Origin of the sequence: Metapseudomonas resinovorans (assembly GCF_002003485.1) — a bacterium.
Taxonomy (GTDB): Bacteria; Pseudomonadota; Gammaproteobacteria; order Pseudomonadales; family Pseudomonadaceae; genus Metapseudomonas; species Metapseudomonas resinovorans_D.
Genome location: NZ_BDMA01000014.1, coordinates 1 through 21,101, shown reverse-complemented (window position 1 = coordinate 21,101; position 21,101 = coordinate 1). Strand labels below are relative to the sequence as shown.

The following is a 21,101-nucleotide window of genomic DNA, read 5'->3' as shown; positions in this document are numbered from 1 at the left end:
TCAGAAGGTGGTTTTCACGGAGAAGGCCAGGTAGTCCCGGTCCTTCAGCGACTGCTTGAAGGTGAAGTGCGAAACGGAGTCGAGGTTGGTGTCCTCCGAGCCATAGAAGTGGGTGTAGGTCAGGCCCAAGGTGACCCGGTCGAGGTAGGTGGCGCTGACACCGATGTTGAAGTCACCCCCGTTGTCCGGACCGAAGCTTCCCACCACCGACGACTTGCCCAGAGGGAAGTAGCTGATGCCCATCGGCACGCTGAGGTCGACACCGGGGAACACTTGGCGGTAAGTCGGGGTGTAGACCAGCTTCAAGCCGAGGCCGTCGTCGGTGGCACCCGGGTCCAGCGCCGCACGGTTCTTGCTCACGCTGAGCAGGCGGTTCCAGGCGATCTCGCCCACCAGGCTGGCCTCGTTGGAGATGAGCGACGGACCGAGGGAGGCAAGCATGTTCAGGTTGACGTGGGCGGTGCGGCCCACCGCGTAGAGCGGGTTGTCATTGTTGTCGGCGACCACGCCGGGCAGCACTGTCTGGCCGTTGGAAACCAGCGGCATGTTCCAGCGCATGGAGGCCTCACCGGCGAAGCTGAACTCTTCCACCGTAGTGGTGAAGCTCGCGCCCAGCGCGCGGATGTCTTCCGGGTAGACCCAGTAGAACTGGCCCACCTCGCCAGTGGCGAAGTTCGGCCCGGTGGTGCTCGGCTTGAGGTACAGCTTCGGCGTCTTGTCGTGGTACTGGATGGCGTAGAGGCCGTACTCCACGGTGTCTGCGCTGTAGCGCAACTGCAGGCCGCCCTGCCCCGAGCTCCTGGCTTCCTTGTCGTTACCATGGAAGAAGGCTGCAGGGCTGCTCGGGTTGCCACCGAGGAAGGCCGGGAACGGCGCGCCAACGATCAGGCGTTCGTTGCCTTCGCCGAGCACATCACTGACCGAGAAGTAGCTGCCGGCTGCCGGCAGTCGGGTCTCTTCCCACTCGAACTGGTAGAAGGCGCCGAGGGAGACGTCGTCGGTTAGCTGGTAGGTCGTGGACAGCTGGCTGACTGGACGGGTGATCTCCTTGAACTGCGTGTTCGGCACGGAGATGGCCTTGACCACATCCACCGGGGCCATGCCGCCGGCGATGCCGTTTGCACCGAAGAACAGGCTCTCGCCCCAGATCAGGCCGTGGCGGCCGAGGCGCACGGACAGGCTGCGATCCGCCAGATCACCGTTCCAGTAGACGAAGGCATCCAGCAGCTCGCCATCGCCACCGTGAAGGTGGCGGGTGTCATCGGTGAATTCGTTGTAGGCGACCGAGCGTGCGTTGGCGCGGGTCGGATCGTCGTTGTCGTTGTCGTTCTGGTACTCGGTGTCGAACCAACCGGCACCGCTGACTCGGGCACCGAAGTCACGGTAGCCGATGTCCAGTTCGGACAGGATGTCGAGGCGGTTGGAGATCAGCCCCTTGTCGAAGGCGCGGTCGCCGTCGTCCTGGTTCAGGGCGACCTGCCCTTCGGTGAGCTTGTTGCTCTGGTCCTTCAGGCGCCAGGCGGTGCTGTACTTGAGCGTGTTGTCCCAGCGCAGACTCAGGTCCGGATTACCGGTCTGGATCTCGAAGGCGTGGACGGAGGGGACACCGCATACCAAAGCCGCGGCGAGCGTCAGGGTGAACGGCGCACACCGCGATGCGGCGCTATAGCGTATAGCCATCAAACGAACCCTCTTATTGTTCTTGTTGGCGAACTTCTTTAGGCCACACCGACCAGATCAAGGCAGTCCGGACCGGTGTGGTCGAAATGCCGGAGTGGCATCGCGAGGCGGGAATGACCCGGCGATGGCCAAAGGTTGACGTGGCTCGTGGTCTCTGACTAATCGCTTGTCAGGATGCGACCTATCGCGCTTCGCGATACCTGAGGAATGCAGATGGGACACGACACAAGGACCGGCAAGAGGTGAAAGCCTCTGTCCAGAACTGGGGCCCGAAAGGGAAAGGAAGGAGCGAGGGATGGGGTATTGCGCAGCAATACCCTCAGGTGTTTCTAGCGATCGGCAGCAAGCGAACCTTGGTGAAATCAGTCGTCTTCAGGGTCGTATTCATTCACGTTGTTTACCTGGGTATGCAACCGCCCCAGCAATGCAATGAGCGTGTCCACTTCCTCAGTTGACAATCCACTGAGTAACCGGCGCTCGCGCTCGAGCGCCACCTTCAGCACCCGATCATGCAGCTCCCGCCCGCTGGCGGTGAGACTCACGGTATTACGCCGATTATCTTGCGGGTCCACCTGGCTGCTGACATGCCCGGCCGCTTCCAGCGCTTGCAGCGATCGGCTGACGGCACTCTTGTCCAGGCCGATCACTTGGCAGATGCGATTGGCCGTGATGCCGTTCTCCACTGCAAGCATGGACAGCATCCGCCACTCCACGACGCCGATCCCGAAGTGTTTGCGATAGCACTGCGAGGCCCCGGTGGCGAGCTTGTTGGCAAGGAAGGTGAGCAGTGCGGGAACGTAGCGGGCAAGGTTCAGCTGAGAATCGGTGTGCATGGACGAAGCGCCTTACTGACGAGGTGCATGATCAAATTGGTTGACACCGCAACCAATTACTCCGAGGATTACCTCCATCGAAGCGGCGCGGGCATTCGTCCGCATGATATGCCGCCGCGGAACCACACAAAAATAATTATCAGGTCCTTGCCATGAACCACCTCGATTACGCCTACCCCTCCCTGCACTTCCGCCGCAGCGCCCTCCCCGTCTCGTCCTCGGACTAAGCCAGCACCCACACCGGGTTCTCAAATTCCACTTTTTGCAAACACCACTTCAGTGTGGAGGGCCGCGTCATGCTCCAGGTTCGTGTAACCCGAAAAACCCAAGAAGCCGAAGGTATCTGCAGCTTCGAGCTTTGCGCCGCCGATGGTGGTGAACTTCCACCGTTCGAGGCCGGCGCCCATATCGATGTCCACATCGGCGCCGGACTCATCCGCCAGTACTCCCTCTGCAATCATCCGGAGGAACGCCATCGCTACCTGATCGGCGTCCTCGACGACCCCGCCTCGCGCGGCGGCTCCCGGGCGATGCACGAGCGGGTGGTGCAAGGGCAACTGCTCGATATCAGCGAACCCCGCAACCTCTTCGCCCTGGATCACCAGGGCACCCGACATCTGCTGTTCGCCGGTGGCATCGGCATCACACCGATGCTGGCGATGGCCTGCGAGCTGTCCCACCGGGGGGCGGACTTCGAGCTGCATTACTGCTTCCGCTCGCAGGAGCGCGCCGCGTTCATCGAGCAGCTCCGGCACTCGCCCTTTACCGGACGCGTGCACCTGCATGACGACAGCGGCGCCCAGGCGCAGAAGCTGGATGCCGCCGCGCTGCTGGCAAATCCGGATGCCGGCAGCCACCTCTATGTCTGCGGCCCGGGCGGGTTCATGGGCTACATCCTGGGGGCCGCGGATAACGCCGACTGGCCCGAGGCCCAGGTGCACCGCGAATTCTTCGCGGCGACGCCCACCCAACTTGGCACGGATGCCCCCTTCGAGGTCGAGCTGGCCAGCAGTGGCGAGGTCTTCCACATACCCGCCGACCGCAGCGTGTTCGAGGTGCTCGACGAAGCCGGGTTCGCGATCGAGACCTCCTGCGAACAGGGCATCTGCGGTTCCTGCATCACCCGTGTCCTGCAAGGCGTCCCGGATCACCGCGACCAGTTCATGACGGCGGCCGAGCACGCGTGCAACGACCAGTTCACGCCGTGCTGCTCGCGGGCGAAGTCGCCGCGCCTGGTCCTCGACCTCTGAATCCCTATCCAGAACAACAACCGTGAACCATGGAGATCACCATGAGTGCATCCGCTGCTGAATCGCTCGCCTACGAGGCCAGCTCCCCCTCCGTACCCAGATTCCCGCTGGACCAGTGGTACGTGGCGGCCCTGGGCTGGGAACTGAAGGACCAACCCCTCGGCCGGACCCTATTGAACAAGCCCGTGGTGCTGTTCCGCACCGCCGATGGCCAGGTCGCGGCACTGGAAGACCGCTGTTGCCACCGGGCGCTGCCCCTGTCCAATGGCACCCTGGAAGAACGTGGCGTGCGCTGTGGCTACCACGGGCTGCTGTTCAACGCCGAGGGCAAATGCCTGGAAATCCCCGGCCAGGACAAGCTGCCCAGCAAGGCCAAGGTACCGGCCTACCACGTTCGCGAGCAGGACCGGATCGTGTGGATCTGGTTCGGCAGTGAGGCCCATCCGCAGCCCACCTGCGAACCGCCGGTGTATGACGTCCACAGCAGTGGCAAGTACCTGTTCGATGGCGACGTCTACCACTACGACGCGCCCTATCAGCTCATCCATGACAACCTGATGGACCTCAGCCACCTAGGCTATGTCCACCTGCACACCATCGGCGGCAATGCCAGCATCCACATGAATGCGCAGATGAAAGTGGAAGAGGTGGGCGACGTGGTCCGCGTCGTTCGCCACATGCCGGACTCGGTGCCGCCACCCACCTACACCGCCGCCTTCCCCTTCAAGGGCAATGTGGATCGATGGCAGGAGATCGAATTCCACGTCAGCCACCTGCGCATCTGGACCGGTGCGGTGGATGTGCGCACCGACGCCCTGGACGACCCGGATCGTGGCGGTTTCCACATGCGTGGTTTCCATGGCGTGACCCCGGAGACGGAGTCCACCAGCCACTACTTCTGGACCATGGCCACCAACCCGAAGAGCGACCCGGAGGCGGTCAAGGCCAAGGTCATCGAGCAAACCATCCTGACCTTTGACGAAGACAAGATAGTGGTCGAGGCGCAGTACCGGAACATGTGCCGCTTCGGCGGCCGCCCCATGCTCGACATCCACGTCGACGCAGGCGCCAACCGCGCGCGGCGAATCATCGAACAGCTTCGCCACTCCACCCGTTGAGTGCACGGCGGGTGTTCCCGGCTGGATGAGCCCCGCCCCTTTTTTCCCGATTCGCGCAAATCCCATGCGCATCCAAGGAGGTCTCATGTCTGATAATCGTGGTGTCGTTTATCTCGGAGCGGGCAAGGTCGAAGTCCAGAAGATCGACTACCCCAGAATGCAGGACCCTCGCGGCAAGAAGATCGAACACGGGGTCATCCTGAAAGTCGTCTCCACCAACATCTGCGGCTCGGACCAGCACATGGTGCGCGGCCGTACCACCGCCCAGGTCGGCCTGGTGCTCGGCCACGAGATCACCGGTGAGGTGATCGAGAAGGGTAGCGATGTCGAGAACCTGAAGATCGGCGACCTGGTTTCCGTGCCCTTCAACGTGGCCTGCGGCCGCTGCCGCTCCTGCAAGGAAATGCACACCGGCGTGTGCCTGACCGTCAACCCGGCCCGTGCCGGCGGCGCTTACGGCTATGTCGACATGGGCGACTGGACCGGCGGCCAAGCCGAGTACGTGCTCGTCCCTTACGCTGACTTCAACCTGCTCAAGCTGCCGGATCGCGACAAGGCCATGGAGAAGATCCGTGACCTGACCTGCCTCTCCGACATCCTGCCCACCGGCTACCACGGCGCGGTCACCGCCGGCGTCGGCCCAGGCAGCACCGTGTATGTCGCTGGCGCCGGCCCCGTCGGTCTCGCCGCTGCCGCCTCCGCCCGTCTGTTGGGCGCTGCCGTGGTCATCGTGGGTGACGTGAACCCAGTGCGCCTGGCCCACGCCAAGGCCGTCGGCTTCGAGATCGCCGACCTGTCCCTGGACACCCCGCTGCACGAGCAGATCGCCGCGCTGCTGGGCGAGCCAGAAGTGGATTGTGCGGTCGATGCAGTGGGCTTCGAAGCCCGTGGTCACGGCCATGAAGGCGCCAAGCACGAGGCCCCGGCCACCGTCCTCAACTCGCTGATGCAGGTCACCCGCGTGGCCGGCAAGATCGGTATCCCCGGCCTCTACGTCACCGAAGACCCGGGCGCGATGGATGCCACCGCCAAGATCGGCAGCCTGAGCATCCGCTTCGGCCTTGGCTGGGCGAAATCCCACAGCTTCCACACCGGCCAGACCCCGGTGATGAAGTACAACCGCGCGCTCATGCAAGCGATCATGTGGGACCGCATCAACATCGCCGAAGTGGTGGGCGTGCAGGTCATCAGCCTGGACGACGCACCGCGTGGCTACGGCGAGTTCGATGCCGGCGTACCGAAGAAATTCGTCATCGACCCGCACAAGACCTTCAGCGCGGCCTGACCGCTGAACCGGGCCGATTCGGACAGGTCACCCGCCCCGAACCGGCCCATCCCTCGGACCTGCTGGCCAGGTCCGAGTCCCCTTGCATGCACGACTGACAACAACAAGAAGGTATCGACATGTACATCCTGCTCTCCCTCCGTTGTGGGGCGGTTTCGGCTGCCCGTCGTTTGAATCCCCTTCCCTTCCAGTACCAGGGAGCCTGATCACATGAGCCAGACGATTGGGCAACAGATGGATGAAAAACCCATGGCCGGGTTTCAATGGGGCGTCATCGCGCTCTGCTTCCTGATCAACATGCTCGACGGCTTCGACGTGCTGGTGATGGCCTTCACTGCCGCATCGGTGGGCGCCGACTGGGGCCTGAGCGGCACCCAGCTCGGCTATCTGCTGAGTGCGGGACTCGTGGGCATGGCGATCGGTTCACTGTTCATCGCGCCCTGGGCCGACCGCTTCGGCCGCCGCCCGCTGATCCTCGCGTGCGTGAGCATTGCCGGACTGGGCATGCTGGCGTCGTCCCGGGCAACCTCGCCGGAGATGCTGGCGGCCCTGCGCCTGATCACCGGCCTCGGCATCGGTGGAATCCTGGCTAGCAGCTACGTCATCGCCGGCGAGTACGCCAACAGCAAATGGCGGGGCCTCGCAATCAGCCTGCAATCCACCGCCTATGCCCTGGGCGCGACCGTGGGCGGCATCATCGCGGCGCAGATCATCCCCACGCTGGGCTGGCGTTCGGTCTTCTTCTACGGCGGCATCGTGACGCTCCTGACCCTCCCGTTGCTCGCGCTGTGGCTGCCGGAGTCCCTGGCCTTCCTGGTGTCCCGCCAGCCAGCAGGTGCGCTGGAACGCATCAACCGGTTGCTGAAGCGTGTGGGGCTCGCTCCGGCGACGCAACTGCCCGCCACCCAGGAGGCCTCGCGCAAGCCCCTCAAGGAAAGCTTCGCCGAGCTGTTCTCCCCGCAGCTCCTGCGCTCCACGCTGTTGATCTGGGCGGCGTTCTTCCTGGTGATGTTTGGCTTCTACTTCGTGATGAGCTGGACGCCTCGCCTGCTGGTCGCGGCCGGCCTGTCGAACCAGCAGGGCATCACCGGCGGCGTGCTGCTCAACGTCGGCGGCATCTTCGGCACGGCCCTGGTGGGGCTCCTGGCCGCACGCTTCCGCCTCCCTCGCGTGCTGATGGTCTACCTGCTGGTGAACGCCGTCCTGTTAGCCGCGTTCGTGCAGTTCACCCACAACCTGGACCTCGCCTTCGTCGTGGTGCTGCTGATCGGTGTGTTCGTCAACGGCTGCGTCGCCGGCCTCTACGCGCTCACCCCGTCCATCTATGACGCGGCGCAACGGGTGACCGGTCTCGGCTGGGGAATCGGCATAGGCCGCATGGGCGCCATCCTGTCCCCCCTGGTGGCCGGCCGCCTGATCGATGCGCAGTGGCAACCCGCCGACCTGTACGTCCTGTTCGCGCTGGCATTCGTCCTGGCGGCGCTGGTGATCTGGTTGCTGAAGCCCCGAAGGGCCCTGCAGCTCCGCTCCGCGACCAGCGCCTGAGTCGACACCCGCCTACAACAAGAACAGGACAGACCCATGCACATTCCATCCAGACGCCTGGGGCTCGATGCCCTGGGCGTAGCGGCATCATTCGCCGCGGCCAACGCTTTCGCGGGCTTCGTCGACGACGGCAGCCTCACCCTCACCTCCCGAAACTACTATCTGGATCGGGACTACAAGGGGGCCACCCCTTATCCGGCAGCTCGTGAGTGGGCCCAAGGGTTCATCCTGCGGGCCAACTCCGGCTTCACCGAGGGAACTGTGGGCTTCGGCCTGGACCTCACCGGCATGCTGGGCATCAAGTTGGACTCCTCGCCGGACCGCGCCGGCACGCAGCTGCTGCCCCTCGACCCGCAGACCCGCGAGGCCAAGGATGACTATTCGGAACTGGGGGCAACGCTGAAGGCGAAGCTCTCGAAAACCCGTCTGTCGGTGGGCACCCAGTTCCCCGCCCTGCCAGTCATCACCGCAAGCCCGGCCCGGCTGCTGCCGCAGTCCTTCCGTGGCGCCTATGTCGTTTCCGAAGACATCGACCGACTGACCCTGCACGCCGGGCGCCTGGACCGTATGAACCTGCGCGACTCGACCAACTATCAGCCCATCGCGCTGGCCTCCCCCAACGGGCGGTTCAAGGTGGGTGCCAGTTCCGAGCGGTTCGACTTCATCGGCGGCGACTATCGCTGGAGCGACAGCCTAACCTTGCGCTACTACCACGCGGAGCTGAAAGACATCTTTGAGCAGGACTTCGCCGGCGCGATCCACCTCGTCCCCCTGGGGCCGGGGCGCTTGAAGACCGACATCCGGGTCTACGACAGCCGGGAGAACGGTCGCGCGGAAGCCGGCAGGGTCGACAACCTGAATGCCGGCGCCATGTTCAGCTACCAGCTCGGCGCGCACACACTGGGCGCGGGATACATGCATCTGACCGGCGATACCGCCATGGCATACCTCGCCGGTGGCGAGCCGGCGGTCCTCAGCGACGGCACCATGAGCGCCGACTTCGTCAACCCCAAGGAACGGACCTGGGTCGCCCGATACGACTACGACTTCGCTGCCGTCGGAATCCCGGGCCTGACCGGCATGGCCCGCTATCTCCGAGGCAGCAACATCGACTTGCCGAAACTGGGGGGAACAAACCTCAGCGAGTCCTCTAAGGATTTGGAACTGGCCTACGTCATTCAGTCAGGTCCGGCGAAGGGTCTTGCACTCCGCTTGCGTCATGCGGCTTATCGCAATGAACAGAGCGCGGCCTCGTCCTTCAGGAGTGACAATGAAACCAGGATCAATGTCGATTACACACTGAAAATCTGGTAGAGCGCAGGTTCGCACGTATCACTGCCATGAAAATGCGGAATCCCCAGGATCAATTCATCCATTAACTGGCCTGATCGTGGAATCGGCCGGTAGGTGCCCGCCATGAAGGGCACCTACCGGCCAAAAGCAGACGCTCAAAGCATCTAGAAAAGCAGGGAAGATTCACCTCCCCTCTCATTGCGTGGCTAACATAATCGCTAGGCATCGGGATGCGATTTCACAGAAATCACACCAGGAGAACTAAGTGATTGCACATCGCTATCTTTTTGCACTTTCCGTCTTGCTCTTCGCCTCCAACGGACAGGCCTTTGCGCAGTCGAGCGCCGAATCCCGAGTGGATAAGCTTGAGGAAACCGTTCGCATCCTGGAGCGTCGCGTAGACACGCTTGAGGATCAACTGCGCCAGCGAAATGCTGCTCCCTCCATTCCACCAGACAAAGTTAACTGGCGAAGGCTTCAAAAGGGGCTATCGGAGGCAGACGTGGAAAGGTTGCTCGGTAGCCCTACAAAGGTAGATGCGTTTGGCTCCTTCACGATTTGGCACTACGGCGATCAGGACGGAGGGGAGGTGGAATTCGATGCCAACAGCCGCACTGTCCAAGGCTGGCACGAACCGTGATGTGAATCGCAGAGACGTAACCCTTCATTCAACGGGACGCCTATTGGCCGGTTCAGGCCACCTGTGAGTGGGTGCAACGGGTCGGAAGCAGTCACTGGCGAACATCTGCTATTGGCCGGTTGCGGCCTTTCAAGAGAAGGTGCTCTGGGCTGTGCAACAGCCGATATGGAATGGCACCCACCAGCTAAGTAAAGGTCGTCCAACAAGCGAAGCTCCAGCGGCGCCCTCTTCCCGCCCTCCCTTCAGTTTCCTTGCTGAACGATGGCACACCACTTGCTGACACCAGCATTCCGAACTTCCTCCAACGGCGGAGACAGTTCATAGACGATGGCGTCGCTCCCGGTCACCAATCCCATGGTGACTGGGGCGGCGCCTTTTTCGTTCAGTGGTGGGACAAACAACATGACCGACAAGAGTTGCACCCGTAACGACAACCTCGCCTGGGTCGCGGGCAGCGATGCCCCGGAAAAGCGCACGGTGAACCTGGGCTTCATGGCCCTTTCCGACTCCGCCTCGCTGATCGTCGCGGCCACCCAGGGTTTCGCCCAGCCCTATGGCCTGACCCTGGAGCTGAAGCGACAGACCTCCTGGGCCGGCCTGCGTGACCGGCTGTTGAGCGGCGAACTGGACGCCGCGCACGCGCTCTATGGACAGGTCTATGGCACCCACCTGGGACTGGGTGGCGCCCCTACCGAAATGGCAATCCTCATGGGGCTGTGCCAAAACGGCCAGGCGATCAACCTCTCCGAACCACTGCGTCAGGCAGGCGTGACCCGTGCCGACACCCTCGCCGCCCGGGTAAGCCAACACGGTACAAAGTTGACCTTCGCCCAGACCTTTCCCACCGGCACCCATGCCATGTGGCTGCACTACTGGCTTGCGGCCCAAGGCATCCATCCGCTGGAGGACGTGAACACTGTGGTGCTGCCACCCGCGCAGATGGTCCAGCACCTCAAGACCGGGCACATCGACGGTTTCTGTGCTGGCGGTCCCTGGGGCGCATTAGCAGTGGATGAGAAACAGGGCTTCACCCTGGCCACCAGCCAGATGATCTGGCCCGACCACCCGGAAAAGGTGCTCGCCTGCACGCGCGCCTTCGTGGAGCAGTACCCCAACACTACCCGCGCCCTGACCATGGCAGTGCTGGAGGCCAGCCGCTTCATCGACGCCAGCGACGAGAACAAGCGCAGCACCGCCCAACTGATCAGCGGTGGCGAGTACCTCGATGCACCACTCTCGGCCATCGAGCCGCGTTTTCTCGGTTTCTACGAGGACGGCCTCGGCTACGCCTGGCGCGATGCTCACCCCCTGCGCTTCTTTGCCGGCGGTGAGGCGACCATGCCCTGGCTGTCCGATGGCATGTGGTTCATGACCCAGTTCCGTCGCTGGGGGCTGCTCAGGGACGACCCGGATTACTTCGGCGTGGCCCGTCGAGTCCACCAGCTTGCGCTCTACCGCGAAGCGGCCGAAGCGCTGGGCATAGCGGTACCCGAGCACCCCATGCGCAGCTCCAGGCTGTTCGATGGCCGGATCTGGGACGGCACCGACCCGGCCGGCTACGCCCGCAGCTTTGCTATCCACGCCCGCAGCGCCGCCACTACGGCCGCTTCCCTCTGACGCCAGGAGTTGACCACAGCATGCTCCGCATTCTCCTGATCGACGACACCCCGAAGAAAGTCGGCCGTCTACGCAATGCCCTCGTCGAGGCCGGTTTCGACGTCATGGACGAAACCGGCCTGACCATCAACTTGCCCGAGCGGATCGAAGCCGCGCGCCCCGATGTCGTACTGATCGACACCGAGTCCGCCGGCCGCGACATGATGGAACAGGTTGTGATGGTCAGCCGCGACCGGCCCCACCCCATCGTCATGTTCACCGACGACCACGATCCCGACCTGATGCGCCAGGCGATCCGGGCCGGTGTCAGCGCCTACGTGATCGAGGGCATTCACACCGAACGCCTGCGGCCGATCCTGGACGTGGCCATGGCACGTTTCGAAGCTGACCAGGCCCTGCGCGTCCAGTTGCTGGTACGGGATACCCAATTGGCCGAACGCAAACGCATCGAGTTGGCCAAGGGCCTACTGATGAAGATGAAAAGCTGTGACGAGGATGCGGCCTACACCTTGATGCGTCGCCAGGCCATGGGACGCCAACAACGATTGATCCAGGTGGCCGAGCAGATCATCGCCACGCACGAGATGCTCGGCGTCTGACGGACAAGTAGCACGATCGCCAGCCCCTACACGAAACCTGACCTGTAGGGTGCGCCATGCGCACCGACTCTCGCACCGGGACCAAGGTCCGCCCCAACTCAGGCCACGCTCGGTGCGCGCGGCGTACCCTACTGTTGCCACAGTCGCTTTGCATCCCGACACCCAGCGGCCGGACGAACCAAAACCGATCAGGCCGTTCCACCCTCGCACGCATATGGCCCAACCCTGCCGGTTCGCCCGTTTGCTCTCCCAACCACCAAGCTGCTGATTTACAAGGCATTCACCGGTCTTCGGCGTCCACCGCAACCGCGTTCTCAAGATGACTGGAGAATCTGGCAAGGCGTTTGCAATCTCACCTGCAGATTCTTGCGTAGCGCGCCAACGGCGGTGGGCCGCGGATCACGGACAACGGCGTCCGTCAGAGTTCCTTCCCCTATTGGGAGCTCTGGCGTACGCCGTTTTTGTTTTGCCCTCCATTCAGGACAACACCATGAGCGAACGTGATTCCAAAGACCCGGTGAACAACAGTCGCCGTAACTTCCTCAAGCAATCGATCGCCATTGCCGGCACGGTCGGTGGCGTGACCGCCCTCGGCCTCTCCGCCCCCGGTTTCTTGCGCAGCGCGGCCTGGGCCGCCGGCTCGGATGCACCGGAAAAGGCCGCTCTGAAGGTCGGCTTCATTCCCCTCACCGATTGCGCCTCGGTGGTCGTGGCCGCCACCCAGGGCTTCGCTGCCAAGTACGGCCTGTCCATCACACCCAGCAAGGAAGCTTCCTGGGCGGGCGTGCGCGACAAGCTGAACACCGGCGAGCTGGATGCCTCCCACGTGCTCTACGGCATGATGTACAGCTCCCAGCTCGGCGTCGCCGGCCCGCAAAAGAACATGGCCGTACTCATGGGGCTGAACCAGAACGGCCAGGCCATCACCCTCTCCCGCCAATTGAAAGAAGCCGGCGTGACCAATGGTGAGCAGCTCGCTGCCCATATCAAGAAAGGCGGCAACCCGCTGACCTTCGCCCAGACCTTCCCCACCGGCACCCACGCCATGTGGCTCTACTACTGGCTGGCCAGCCACGGCATCAACCCGCTGACCGATGTGAAAACCATCACCGTGCCGCCGCCGCAGATGGTCGCCAACATGCGCGTCGGCAACATGGACGGCTTCTGCGTCGGCGAGCCCTGGGGCGCGCGGGCGATCTTCGACAAGATCGGCTTCACCGCCACCACCACCCAGCAGATCTGGGCGGACCATCCGGAAAAAGTGCTGGGCTGCTCGCGCGACTTCGTTGAGCAGAACCCCAACACCGCACGGGCCCTGGTGATGGCCCTGCTCGACGCCAGCCGCTTCATCGAGGCCAGCGACGAGAACAAGAAGGCCACCGCCAAACTCATCGCCGGCAAGGCCTACGTCAACGCCCCGGTGGACGTCATCGAACAGCGCTTCCTCGGACACTACGAGGACGGCCTGGGCAACAAATGGGAAGACAAGCACGCCATGGCCTTCTGCAAGGACTGCAACGTGAACTTCCCCTGGCTCTCCGACGGCATGTGGTTCATGACCCAGTTCAAGCGCTGGGGCCTGATCAAACAGGATCCGGACTACGCCGCCATCGCCGCCCAGGTCAACCAGACCAAGCTGTTCAGTGAGGCGGCCAGTGCTCTCGGCCTGCCGGTTCCGGCCAGCCAGATGCGCGGCAGCACCCTGATGGACGGCAAGTTGTGGGACGGCTCGAACCCTGCCGCCTACGCCCAGTCCTTCGCCATCAAAGCCTGACCCGGGAGGTAACGATGAACGCTCCGGTAAATCCTCCGCTGCCGCTGCCGGCCAAGGCTGCACCCAGCTCGGCTCCACGCTTGGTCAGACCAGGCGCCGAGCTATTCAACAACCTGGCGAGGGCGCTGGTCCCACCACTGCTCGGCCTGCTGCTGTTCATTGGCCTCTGGGCCCTGGTGGCGGCGCGCAGCGAAGGGTTGCCGGGGCCACTGTCGACCTGGCATTCGGCGCTGGAACTCTTTGCCGACCCCTTCTACGACAACGGCCCCAACGACATGGGCATCGGCTGGAACATCCTGCATTCGCTGGGCCGCGTCGGCCTGGGCTTCGGTATGGCGGCGCTGGTGGGCATACCCCTGGGCTTCGCCATCGGCCGCTTCACCTTCCTGGCCGGGATGCTGTCCCCCATCATCAGCCTATTGCGCCCGGTGTCGCCGTTGGCCTGGCTGCCCATCGGCCTGCTGGTGTTCGAGGCCGCTGGCCCCGCGTCGATCTGGGTGATCTTCATCAGTTCGATCTGGCCGATCATCCTCAACACTGCCGCCGGGGTGGCCAGCGTGCCGCAGGACTACCTCAACGTGGCGCGGGTGCTGAAGCTCTCCGAGTTCAAGGTCCTCACCCGCATCCTGTTCCCCGCCGTGTTGCCTCACCTGATGACGGGCATCCGCCTGGCCATTGGTGTCGCCTGGCTGGTGATCGTGGCGGCGGAAATGCTCACCGGCGGCACCGGCCTGGGCTTCTGGGTGTGGGACGAATGGAACAACCTGAACGTCGAGCACATCCTCATCGCCATCATCATCGTCGGTCTGGTTGGCCTGGCCCTGGAACAGAGCCTGCTGTGGCTGGCCAAGCGCTTCGACTACAACAACTGACCATTCCTGTAGGAGCGAGCTCTGCTCGCGAACCGCATTGGCGAGCAAGCTCGCTCCTACGAAGAGCAGGAGAACCCTGATGAACAAGTTCGTCGAGCTGACCGGCGTCAGCAAACACTTCGATACGCGCAAGGGACGCTTCCAGGCCCTCAGCGACGTCAACCTGAGCATCGCCCGTGGCGAGTTCGTCTCGCTGATCGGCCACTCCGGCTGCGGCAAGTCCACCGTGCTCAACCTGATCGCCGGCCTGCTGGACGCCAGCACAGGTGGGTTGATCTGCAATGGCCGGGAAATCGACGGCCCTGGCCCAGAGCGCGCCGTGGTGTTCCAGAACCACAGCCTGCTGCCCTGGATGACCTGCTTCGGCAACGTCTACCTGGCTGTGGAGCGGGTCTTCGGCGCCCGCGAAAGCAAGGCCCGGCTCAAGGAGCGTACCGCCGCAGCGTTGCAGATGGTCGGCCTGGACCATGCGGCGCACAAGCACCCCAATGAAATCTCCGGCGGCATGAAACAGCGCGTGGGCATCGCCCGTGCGTTGGCGATGGAACCCAAGGTGCTGCTGATGGACGAGCCCTTCGGCGCGCTGGATGCGCTCACCCGCGCGCACCTGCAAGACGAGTTGCTGCGCATCGTCGGCGAGACCCACAGCACCGTGGTGATGGTCACCCATGACGTGGACGAGGCCGTGCTGCTCTCCGACCGCATCGTGATGATGACCAATGGCCCGGCGGCCACCGTCGGCGATATCGTCCAGGTCGAGCTGGCGCGCCCACGCGACCGCCTGGCCCTGGCCAACGATGCCCGCTATCACGAGTACCGCACCGCGGTGCTGGAGTTCCTCTACCAACGCCAGCAGCGCCCCGCCGCCTAGGTATCCGCCCTGCCCTTCGCGAAAGCCCGGCCCCGTGCCGGGCTTTCGCGTTTTCACTTCCCCGCATGCCCCATGCAAGGGCCCCCGAACCCGGCTTCGCACCCCACCAATGCAACCTTGCCCGCGCATGTGCATCACGTAATCGCCAAATGTTCTTGGCGCCAAACAAACATCATGTAAATCAAGTAGTTGAACAAACTGGCACAGTGCCTGCTAAGACCTTCCCCGGTCAGCACAACGGCGTGTCTGCCACTCAACCGACAACGACGTCGCGGAATCCCCTCTCCACCAGGAGCGCGGACACCGTGACGTTTTTTTTTGCGCTTTTCAGACCTAGGAAGACCGCTATGCACATGCTGAAACCCGCTCTGCTGTCGCTGGCCGTTGCCGGCACCAGTCACGCCGCCCTGGCCGCAGAGGACGTTAGCAACCTGTTCACTGGGGGCAAAGCCATCCTCGATGCCCGCTACCGCTTCGAGAACGTCGACCAGAACAACAACCTGCGCGACGCCAATGCCCAGACCCTGCGCACCCGCGTCGGCTTCCAGATGGGCAAGTGGTACGGCCTCTCAGGTCTGGTGGAAGTGGACAACGTCAGCCGCCTCGGCGATGCCGCCTACAACAGCACCCGCAACGGCCAGACCAACTACGCCATGGTGGTCGACCCCGACGGCACCGAAGTCAACCAGGCCCTGCTGCGCTATGACCAGGCCTTCGGCAGCGCCGTGCTGGGCCGCCAGCGCATCAACCTGGACAACCAGCGCTTCGTCGGCGGCTCGGCCTGGCGGCAGAACGAGCAGACCTACGACGCGGCTCTCGCTCAACTCAAGCCCCTTGATGGCCTGACCCTGACCTACAGCTACCTGGACAACATCAACACCATTTTCGGCCCGGAAAACGGCCGCTTCGATAACCGTACCAACCCCGCCAACATCGAAGGCCACAGTCACCTGTTCAATGCCCAGTACCTGGTGCGGCCGGAACTCGCAGTGACCGCCTACAGCTACCTGCTCGGCCTGGACAACATTGCGACCACTGCGACCTCCCCACTGGGCAGCCTGTCCAGCCGGACCAGCGGCCTGCGGCTGAACGGTGCGCTGGCCGGTTTCAGCTATGCGCTGGAGTACGCACGCCAGCAGGACTACGCCGACAACCCGCTGGACCTGGACAGTGAGTACTACCTGGCGGAACTGGGGTATGTCTTCAAGGGCGTACAGCTCAAGGGCGGCTACGAGGTACTGGGCGGCGACAGCGGCCCCGGCAACCGTGCGTTCCAGACGCCGCTGGCAACCAAGCACATCTTCCAGGGCTGGGCCGACCAGTTCCTCACCACGCCGGCCGACGGCATCGAGGATGCCTACCTGGGGTTCACCGCGCCATTGGCGGGCGGCAGCCTGCAAGCCTGGTACCACGACTTCGACACCGAGCAGGGCAGCGACAGCTACGGCAGCGAGATCGACCTGTCCTACGCCCATCCGATTCCAGGTGTGAAAGGTCTGGTCGGACTGCTCAAGTACGCCAGCTACGACTCGGATGATCGAGCCCGCACGGTCGATACCGACAAGCTCTGGGTGCAGGTGCAATACACCTACTGACAGTAACTGACGGGTACTCGGTGTGCGGGCGTCTTGCCCCACACCGATCCTGTCGGACCGTCCGCGAGGACGTGGCACAACCATGAACAACGGACAGTCTTCACTTCACGTGGGAATCCAACCATGAGCAATCTCGCTGACTCCCGTGTAACTGGAATCGACGGAGCGACCAGACTCGTTCAGGACCTCCAGCGAACGCCTCGGCAACGGACAACCTATCCGCCATTCGAGCCAGGTATCGCCCTGGTCGCCAGCATTCAACATGGTGCTTGGCTACCCATCGGTACCGCGCTTGGTGCTGCGGTCTGCGCGCATGCAGGTCAGCCCGCAATGGCCTTTGGGCTTGTTCTGGGAACACTCTACCTGGCCATCTCCCAGCAGCTTCACCAGACCCGCCAGCGCTACAGCGAGGCCTTCTGGTTCGACGAATTGGCACGCCTGCTCCGCACCCCATCCGCCAGCGATCAGGCGACCCTGTTGGTCGAGTGCAGTGAACGTCTGCGCGGCAATGATCGCCTGAACAGCGAGGTGCGCTTTGCCAGCCAGGCGCTGGAACAGTTGGCGCAGCAAGCCAATGTCCAGGGCAGCGAGCAAAGCCAGCGAGTGAACATGATCGCAGCCGCCAGCGAACAGATTGAACGCAGCCTGGCCAGCGTGGACGAAATGGCCAGCAGCGCCCGCTCGGATTTCGCGGCCGCCCATGCCCAGGGCGAGGACGGATGCCGGGCGGCGCGGGAACTGGGGACTGGGATGGCTGACATACGCAGCAGCCTCGGCGACACCGCCCGAGCGGTGACGCAATTGCTGCAGAGCACCGCGCTCGTCGAGCAGTCGGTACAGGGAATCCAGGACCTGGCTAAGCAAACCCAGCTACTGGCCCTGAACGCCTCGATCGAGGCGGCCCGTGCCGGCGAGCAAGGTCGTGGCTTCGCGGTAGTGGCGGACGAGGTTCGGCAGATGGCTACCGCTACCGACAGGACTACGCGCGACATCATCGCCGCCGCCACATCCATCTCTGGTGCTGTGAACCAGGTAAGCAAGGAAGTCGAACATCATCGCGAGCTGCTGGAGCGTGGTAGCGGCCAGAGCAACAGCCTCGCCGAGAGCCTTGACCGGCTGGCCCGCAAAAGCCAGGAGAACCTGCAGCGCTTCGACAACATGCAACAGGCGCTGGTCGAACATCACCAGGCGAACCAGGACCTCGGTGAGCAGCTGCAACAGATCAGTACCAGCCTTCAGGTGCAAAGCAGACAGACCCACGACCTGCATGACCTGACCCGCTACCTCACCCGACTCACAGGGGGAGCAACGCCATGATCATGCAGAGCCTGCCCACACTGGCCGTATTGGCCGCCCTGGCCACGTTTTGCATGGTCCTGTGGCTGGCCGATCGACGCCGACAGTTCCGCAAGCGAGAAGAGATAGGCGCGACGTTGCAGTTGGGCCTAGTACTCATGCAGGGCGTCCAGCGCCATCGTGCGCTAGGTGCTCAGGCCAGTGTTGAGGCCGTGCACCACCGCCGGAAGCTTGAAGCTGAACTGGAACATTCCTGGCGGGCCTGGACCGTGTCGGAGCACTATCGAACCTGGCAAGGCCTGCTGCGCACGCCTGAGGACTTCGATGGGCATTGCCGTTTGCTGGAGCAACTGCTCGCCCACATTCAGCAACTGGACTTGCAACGCTGCCACCTGCTGGCACTCACACCGGAGGTCGCCGAGCGGTGCTGGCAAGTCGAAGAGCTCGGCCGACTGCGCGGCCTTTCGATTCGCGCGGCAGCCCCGGAACACTGCCCGTTGGAGCTTCGTATCCAGCTGCAATACCTGCACGACCGGCTTCTCAAGGATGCGGACGGGCCCCTTCGCAATGCTCTGGGGCGCGTGTCCAATGAACTTCTGGGCGTACAACGAACCACGCTCCAGCCAGCCGATTTGTATGCCTTGCTCACGCCGCTGATTGACGCACGAATCGAAGCCATCCAACGCAATGTTTGAACTCCAAGACACCTTCTAACCTCGCGACCTGGTCCTTCAAAGGAAGCTTTGAGCAAACCGACCTGTTCGACTACATCCGCTTTTACAAACACCGCCACTACTCGACGCTGGACTATCTCAGTTCGATGCAGTTTGAGCGGCGCGATGCGGGCAAGAACTCTTAACTACCTGTCCACGAGTTCCGGGACAGACCAATAGCGACGGTCTCCTGAAGGCCAACCCTCTTGATCGAATCAAAAACATCGAGCGCGATCAGAATGACGATTCTGCTGACCCATTTACGCGGGAGGAGCTGGATCTGCTCACGAAGGTGAAAACTACCCGCCAGCAGGACATCAGCATGATCCTGTTCGATTGCTGGGCGGGATTGTCCCTATCAGAACTGATCGCGTTGGGCTGGGATGATGTTGACCTTGAAGCCGGCACAGTCTGGGTACGGCGCGCCAGGGTCGCGTCAGAGTACAAGGTTCCAAAGGAAAAAAGCCGGAACCGACTGGTCGAGCTGATTGATCCGGCCCTGGAGTACCTCCGAAGACACTTCGACGAAACCGGAAACCTGCCCGCCGTCACCATAGAAGTTGTGCAACGCGATAACGTGACGACGAAGACAGAGGACGTTCGCTTTGTATTCCGCAACGGGGTCAGCGGTGAACCCTGGCATGCTTCAAGCGTGGGCCGTTGGTTCGCAGGGCATTTGAAGCGCGCGGGTATCCGCCATCGCGGACCAAACCAGTGCCGGCACACGTTCGCAAGTCAGGCGCTGTCCAGCTACGTACCAGTGGACTGGGTGGCGCGCCAACTGGGACATACCGATACCACCATGGTGAAGAAACACTATGGCCGGTGGATCCCCTCGGACACTCGGAGCATGGCTGGGATCGTTTCGCAGATGATGGAATTCCGGGCGGACGAGAGCAGTGCCTAGCGGTTTGGAAGACGCCGTTTTTGCCCCAAATTTGCCCAAAACCCAAATCCCAGAAAGCAAAAACCCCTGACTTCGCTAGGAATATCAGGGGTTTGCTTGAATCGGAAAGTGGCGGTGAGGGTGGGATTCGAACCCACGATACGGTTTCCCGTATACACACTTTCCAGGCGTGCTCCTTCAACCGCTCGGACACCTCACCGGAATCTCTTCGAGGCGTTGGCCCCGTCGAGGTGCGCTAATTTAGTGGAGAGCTTTCTGGAATGCAAACACTTTTTTCATAAATTTCATGCGTTTATGAAAAAAGATTCGCATGCCAATTTCCATTTCCACTGTCAAGTGGCCAAGAAGGGGCTTCGGACGCGTTCGAGTGGGGGCGACGCGAGGGGTGACTCGCTGGTCAGTCTCAGTCCTTTACCTCCACGGTGGCGCTGAGTAACGTCGGTCCACTTCTTAACAAGGAACCTGCCATGAGTGAGCTGATCTCCTACCAACTCGAAGACGGCATCGCCACCCTGACCCTCAGTAACGGCAAGGTGAATGCCATCTCCCCGGATGTGATCGCTGCCTTCAACGCTGCGCTGGATCGCGCCGAACAGGACCGCGCCATCGTGATCATCACCGGCCAGCCGGGAATTCTTTCCGGCGGCTACGACCTCAAGGTGATGACTTCCGGTCCGCAGAACGCCGTTGCCCTGGTCGCTGCCGGGTCCACCCTGGCTCGCCGCATGCTGGCGCATCCCTACCCGGTCATCGTCGCCTGCCCGGGGCATGCCGTAGCCAAGGGTGCGTTCATCCTGCTGTCGGCGGATTACCGCATCGGCGTCGAAGGCCCATTCAACATCGGCCTGAACGAAGTGCAGATCGGCATGACCATGCATCACGTCGGCATCGAACTGGCCCGTGATCGCCTGCGCAAGTCCGCCTTCCACCGCTCGGTGATCAACGGCGAGATGTTCGATCCGCAAGGCGCGCTGGATGCCGGCTTCCTCGACAAGGTCGTGCCCGTCGAGCAACTGCAAGAGACCGCGCGTGCCGCCGCCCTGCAGCTGAAGAAGATCAACATGACCGCTCACCGCAACACCAAGCTCAAGGTCCGCAAGGCGCTTCTGGAAACCCTGGATGCCGCTATCGAACTGGATAAGCAGCACCTGGCCTGACGTCCGTGTCTAGTCCTGAAATAGGTTTACACCTATCAGGCTAACCTCCAGACCTC

At 62.9% G+C, this 21,101-nt stretch carries 18 protein-coding genes and 1 tRNA gene; 16 read left to right on the top strand and 3 right to left on the bottom strand.

Going from position 1 to position 21,101, the window contains the following annotated elements:
• Both MnOB_RS03945 and MnOB_RS03940 read right to left on the bottom strand, forming a co-directional pair.
• Positions 1-1,680: a DUF1302 domain-containing protein gene (locus MnOB_RS03945; RefSeq protein ID WP_077522236.1), complete on the bottom strand. Its 1,680-nt coding sequence runs from the start codon at positions 1,678-1,680 to the stop codon at positions 1-3.
• Between the two features lie 362 nt (positions 1,681-2,042).
• The gene (locus MnOB_RS03940) at positions 2,043-2,513 is read right to left on the bottom strand and encodes a MarR family winged helix-turn-helix transcriptional regulator (protein ID WP_077522234.1); all 471 of its coding nucleotides are present in this window, start codon (positions 2,511-2,513) and stop codon (positions 2,043-2,045) included.
• A gap of 296 nt (positions 2,514-2,809) precedes the next feature.
• Between MnOB_RS03940 and MnOB_RS03935 the strand changes: the two genes are divergently transcribed.
• The 15 genes from MnOB_RS03935 to MnOB_RS03865 all read left to right on the top strand — a co-directional run bounded on the left by MnOB_RS03935 (position 2,810) and on the right by MnOB_RS03865 (position 19,888).
• The gene (locus tag MnOB_RS03935; RefSeq protein WP_077522232.1) at positions 2,810-3,763 is read left to right on the top strand and encodes a PDR/VanB family oxidoreductase; all 954 of its coding nucleotides are present in this window, start codon (positions 2,810-2,812) and stop codon (positions 3,761-3,763) included.
• A gap of 41 nt (positions 3,764-3,804) precedes the next feature.
• Positions 3,805-4,881, top strand: coding sequence for an aromatic ring-hydroxylating oxygenase subunit alpha (locus MnOB_RS03930; RefSeq protein WP_077522230.1), 1,077 nt, complete (start codon positions 3,805-3,807; stop codon positions 4,879-4,881).
• Positions 4,882-4,966: 85 nt separating this feature from the next.
• Positions 4,967-6,166 carry a formaldehyde dehydrogenase, glutathione-independent gene (gene fdhA, locus MnOB_RS03925; RefSeq protein WP_077522228.1) on the top strand — a complete coding sequence of 400 codons (1,200 nt, stop codon included), beginning with the start codon at positions 4,967-4,969 and terminating at the stop codon, positions 6,164-6,166.
• A 210-nt stretch (positions 6,167-6,376) separates the two neighbouring features.
• A complete protein-coding gene (locus tag MnOB_RS03920) occupies positions 6,377-7,711 on the top strand; it encodes an MFS transporter (RefSeq protein ID WP_077522226.1) in 1,335 nt (444 codons plus the stop codon).
• Positions 7,712-7,747: 36 nt separating this feature from the next.
• The gene (locus tag MnOB_RS03915) at positions 7,748-9,025 is read left to right on the top strand and encodes an OprD family porin (RefSeq protein WP_077522224.1); all 1,278 of its coding nucleotides are present in this window, start codon (positions 7,748-7,750) and stop codon (positions 9,023-9,025) included.
• Positions 9,026-9,269: 244 nt separating this feature from the next.
• The gene (locus tag MnOB_RS03910; RefSeq protein ID WP_077522222.1) at positions 9,270-9,644 is read left to right on the top strand and encodes a hypothetical protein; all 375 of its coding nucleotides are present in this window, start codon (positions 9,270-9,272) and stop codon (positions 9,642-9,644) included.
• A 402-nt stretch (positions 9,645-10,046) separates the two neighbouring features.
• The gene (locus MnOB_RS03905) at positions 10,047-11,261 is read left to right on the top strand and encodes a CmpA/NrtA family ABC transporter substrate-binding protein (protein WP_077522220.1); all 1,215 of its coding nucleotides are present in this window, start codon (positions 10,047-10,049) and stop codon (positions 11,259-11,261) included.
• Positions 11,262-11,281: 20 nt separating this feature from the next.
• The gene (locus tag MnOB_RS03900; RefSeq protein WP_077522218.1) at positions 11,282-11,860 is read left to right on the top strand and encodes an ANTAR domain-containing response regulator; all 579 of its coding nucleotides are present in this window, start codon (positions 11,282-11,284) and stop codon (positions 11,858-11,860) included.
• 490 nt (positions 11,861-12,350) lie between these two features.
• Positions 12,351-13,634 (top strand): CmpA/NrtA family ABC transporter substrate-binding protein, encoded by a 1,284-nt coding sequence (locus MnOB_RS03895; RefSeq protein ID WP_077522216.1) that lies wholly within the window; start codon positions 12,351-12,353, stop codon positions 13,632-13,634.
• Positions 13,635-13,648: 14 nt separating this feature from the next.
• Positions 13,649-14,506, top strand: coding sequence for a nitrate ABC transporter permease (gene ntrB / locus MnOB_RS03890; protein ID WP_077522214.1), 858 nt, complete (start codon positions 13,649-13,651; stop codon positions 14,504-14,506).
• A 79-nt stretch (positions 14,507-14,585) separates the two neighbouring features.
• The gene (locus MnOB_RS03885; protein ID WP_077522212.1) at positions 14,586-15,377 is read left to right on the top strand and encodes an ABC transporter ATP-binding protein; all 792 of its coding nucleotides are present in this window, start codon (positions 14,586-14,588) and stop codon (positions 15,375-15,377) included.
• Between the two features lie 347 nt (positions 15,378-15,724).
• Entirely contained in the window at positions 15,725-16,972 is a 1,248-nt protein-coding gene (locus tag MnOB_RS03880) for an alginate export family protein (RefSeq protein ID WP_077522210.1), read from the top strand.
• A gap of 330 nt (positions 16,973-17,302) precedes the next feature.
• The gene (locus MnOB_RS03875) at positions 17,303-18,289 is read left to right on the top strand and encodes a methyl-accepting chemotaxis protein (protein WP_234358195.1); all 987 of its coding nucleotides are present in this window, start codon (positions 17,303-17,305) and stop codon (positions 18,287-18,289) included.
• Positions 18,286-18,963, top strand: a complete 678-nt coding sequence (locus MnOB_RS03870; protein ID WP_234358194.1) for a hypothetical protein — start codon at positions 18,286-18,288, stop codon at positions 18,961-18,963. Before MnOB_RS03875 ends, MnOB_RS03870 begins: the two co-directional genes overlap by 4 nt.
• A 310-nt stretch (positions 18,964-19,273) precedes the next feature.
• Positions 19,274-19,888, top strand: coding sequence for a site-specific integrase (locus MnOB_RS03865; protein WP_352230885.1), 615 nt, complete (start codon positions 19,274-19,276; stop codon positions 19,886-19,888).
• A 109-nt stretch (positions 19,889-19,997) separates the two neighbouring features.
• Here MnOB_RS03865 and MnOB_RS03860 read toward each other — a convergent pair.
• Positions 19,998-20,087 (bottom strand) — tRNA-Ser (locus MnOB_RS03860).
• A gap of 268 nt (positions 20,088-20,355) precedes the next feature.
• Between MnOB_RS03860 and MnOB_RS03855 the strand changes: the two genes are divergently transcribed.
• Entirely contained in the window at positions 20,356-21,045 is a 690-nt protein-coding gene (locus MnOB_RS03855) for a crotonase/enoyl-CoA hydratase family protein (protein ID WP_077522204.1), read from the top strand.
• Positions 21,046-21,101 lie beyond the last annotated feature (56 nt).

What these genes read in the sequence shown, in the direction of transcription:
- MnOB_RS03870 (WP_234358194.1), top strand. Translation starts at nt 18,286, where the DNA reads ATGATCATGCAGAGCCTGCCCACACTGGCCGTATTGGCCGCCCTGGCC.
- MnOB_RS03935 (WP_077522232.1), top strand. Translation starts at nt 2,810, where the DNA reads ATGCTCCAGGTTCGTGTAACCCGAAAAACCCAAGAAGCCGAAGGTATC.
- MnOB_RS03915 (WP_077522224.1), top strand. Translation starts at nt 7,748, where the DNA reads ATGCACATTCCATCCAGACGCCTGGGGCTCGATGCCCTGGGCGTAGCG.
- MnOB_RS03885 (WP_077522212.1), top strand. Translation starts at nt 14,586, where the DNA reads ATGAACAAGTTCGTCGAGCTGACCGGCGTCAGCAAACACTTCGATACG.
- MnOB_RS03905 (WP_077522220.1), top strand. Translation starts at nt 10,047, where the DNA reads ATGACCGACAAGAGTTGCACCCGTAACGACAACCTCGCCTGGGTCGCG.
- MnOB_RS03945 (WP_077522236.1), bottom strand. Translation starts at nt 1,680, where the DNA reads ATGGCTATACGCTATAGCGCCGCATCGCGGTGTGCGCCGTTCACCCTG.
- MnOB_RS03855 (WP_077522204.1), top strand. Translation starts at nt 20,356, where the DNA reads ATGAGTGAGCTGATCTCCTACCAACTCGAAGACGGCATCGCCACCCTG.
- MnOB_RS03895 (WP_077522216.1), top strand. Translation starts at nt 12,351, where the DNA reads ATGAGCGAACGTGATTCCAAAGACCCGGTGAACAACAGTCGCCGTAAC.
- MnOB_RS03930 (WP_077522230.1), top strand. Translation starts at nt 3,805, where the DNA reads ATGAGTGCATCCGCTGCTGAATCGCTCGCCTACGAGGCCAGCTCCCCC.
- ntrB (WP_077522214.1), top strand. Translation starts at nt 13,649, where the DNA reads ATGAACGCTCCGGTAAATCCTCCGCTGCCGCTGCCGGCCAAGGCTGCA.
- MnOB_RS03875 (WP_234358195.1), top strand. Translation starts at nt 17,303, where the DNA reads ATGGCCTTTGGGCTTGTTCTGGGAACACTCTACCTGGCCATCTCCCAG.
- MnOB_RS03880 (WP_077522210.1), top strand. Translation starts at nt 15,725, where the DNA reads ATGCACATGCTGAAACCCGCTCTGCTGTCGCTGGCCGTTGCCGGCACC.
- MnOB_RS03920 (WP_077522226.1), top strand. Translation starts at nt 6,377, where the DNA reads ATGAGCCAGACGATTGGGCAACAGATGGATGAAAAACCCATGGCCGGG.
- fdhA (WP_077522228.1), top strand. Translation starts at nt 4,967, where the DNA reads ATGTCTGATAATCGTGGTGTCGTTTATCTCGGAGCGGGCAAGGTCGAA.
- MnOB_RS03900 (WP_077522218.1), top strand. Translation starts at nt 11,282, where the DNA reads ATGCTCCGCATTCTCCTGATCGACGACACCCCGAAGAAAGTCGGCCGT.
- MnOB_RS03940 (WP_077522234.1), bottom strand. Translation starts at nt 2,513, where the DNA reads ATGCACACCGATTCTCAGCTGAACCTTGCCCGCTACGTTCCCGCACTG.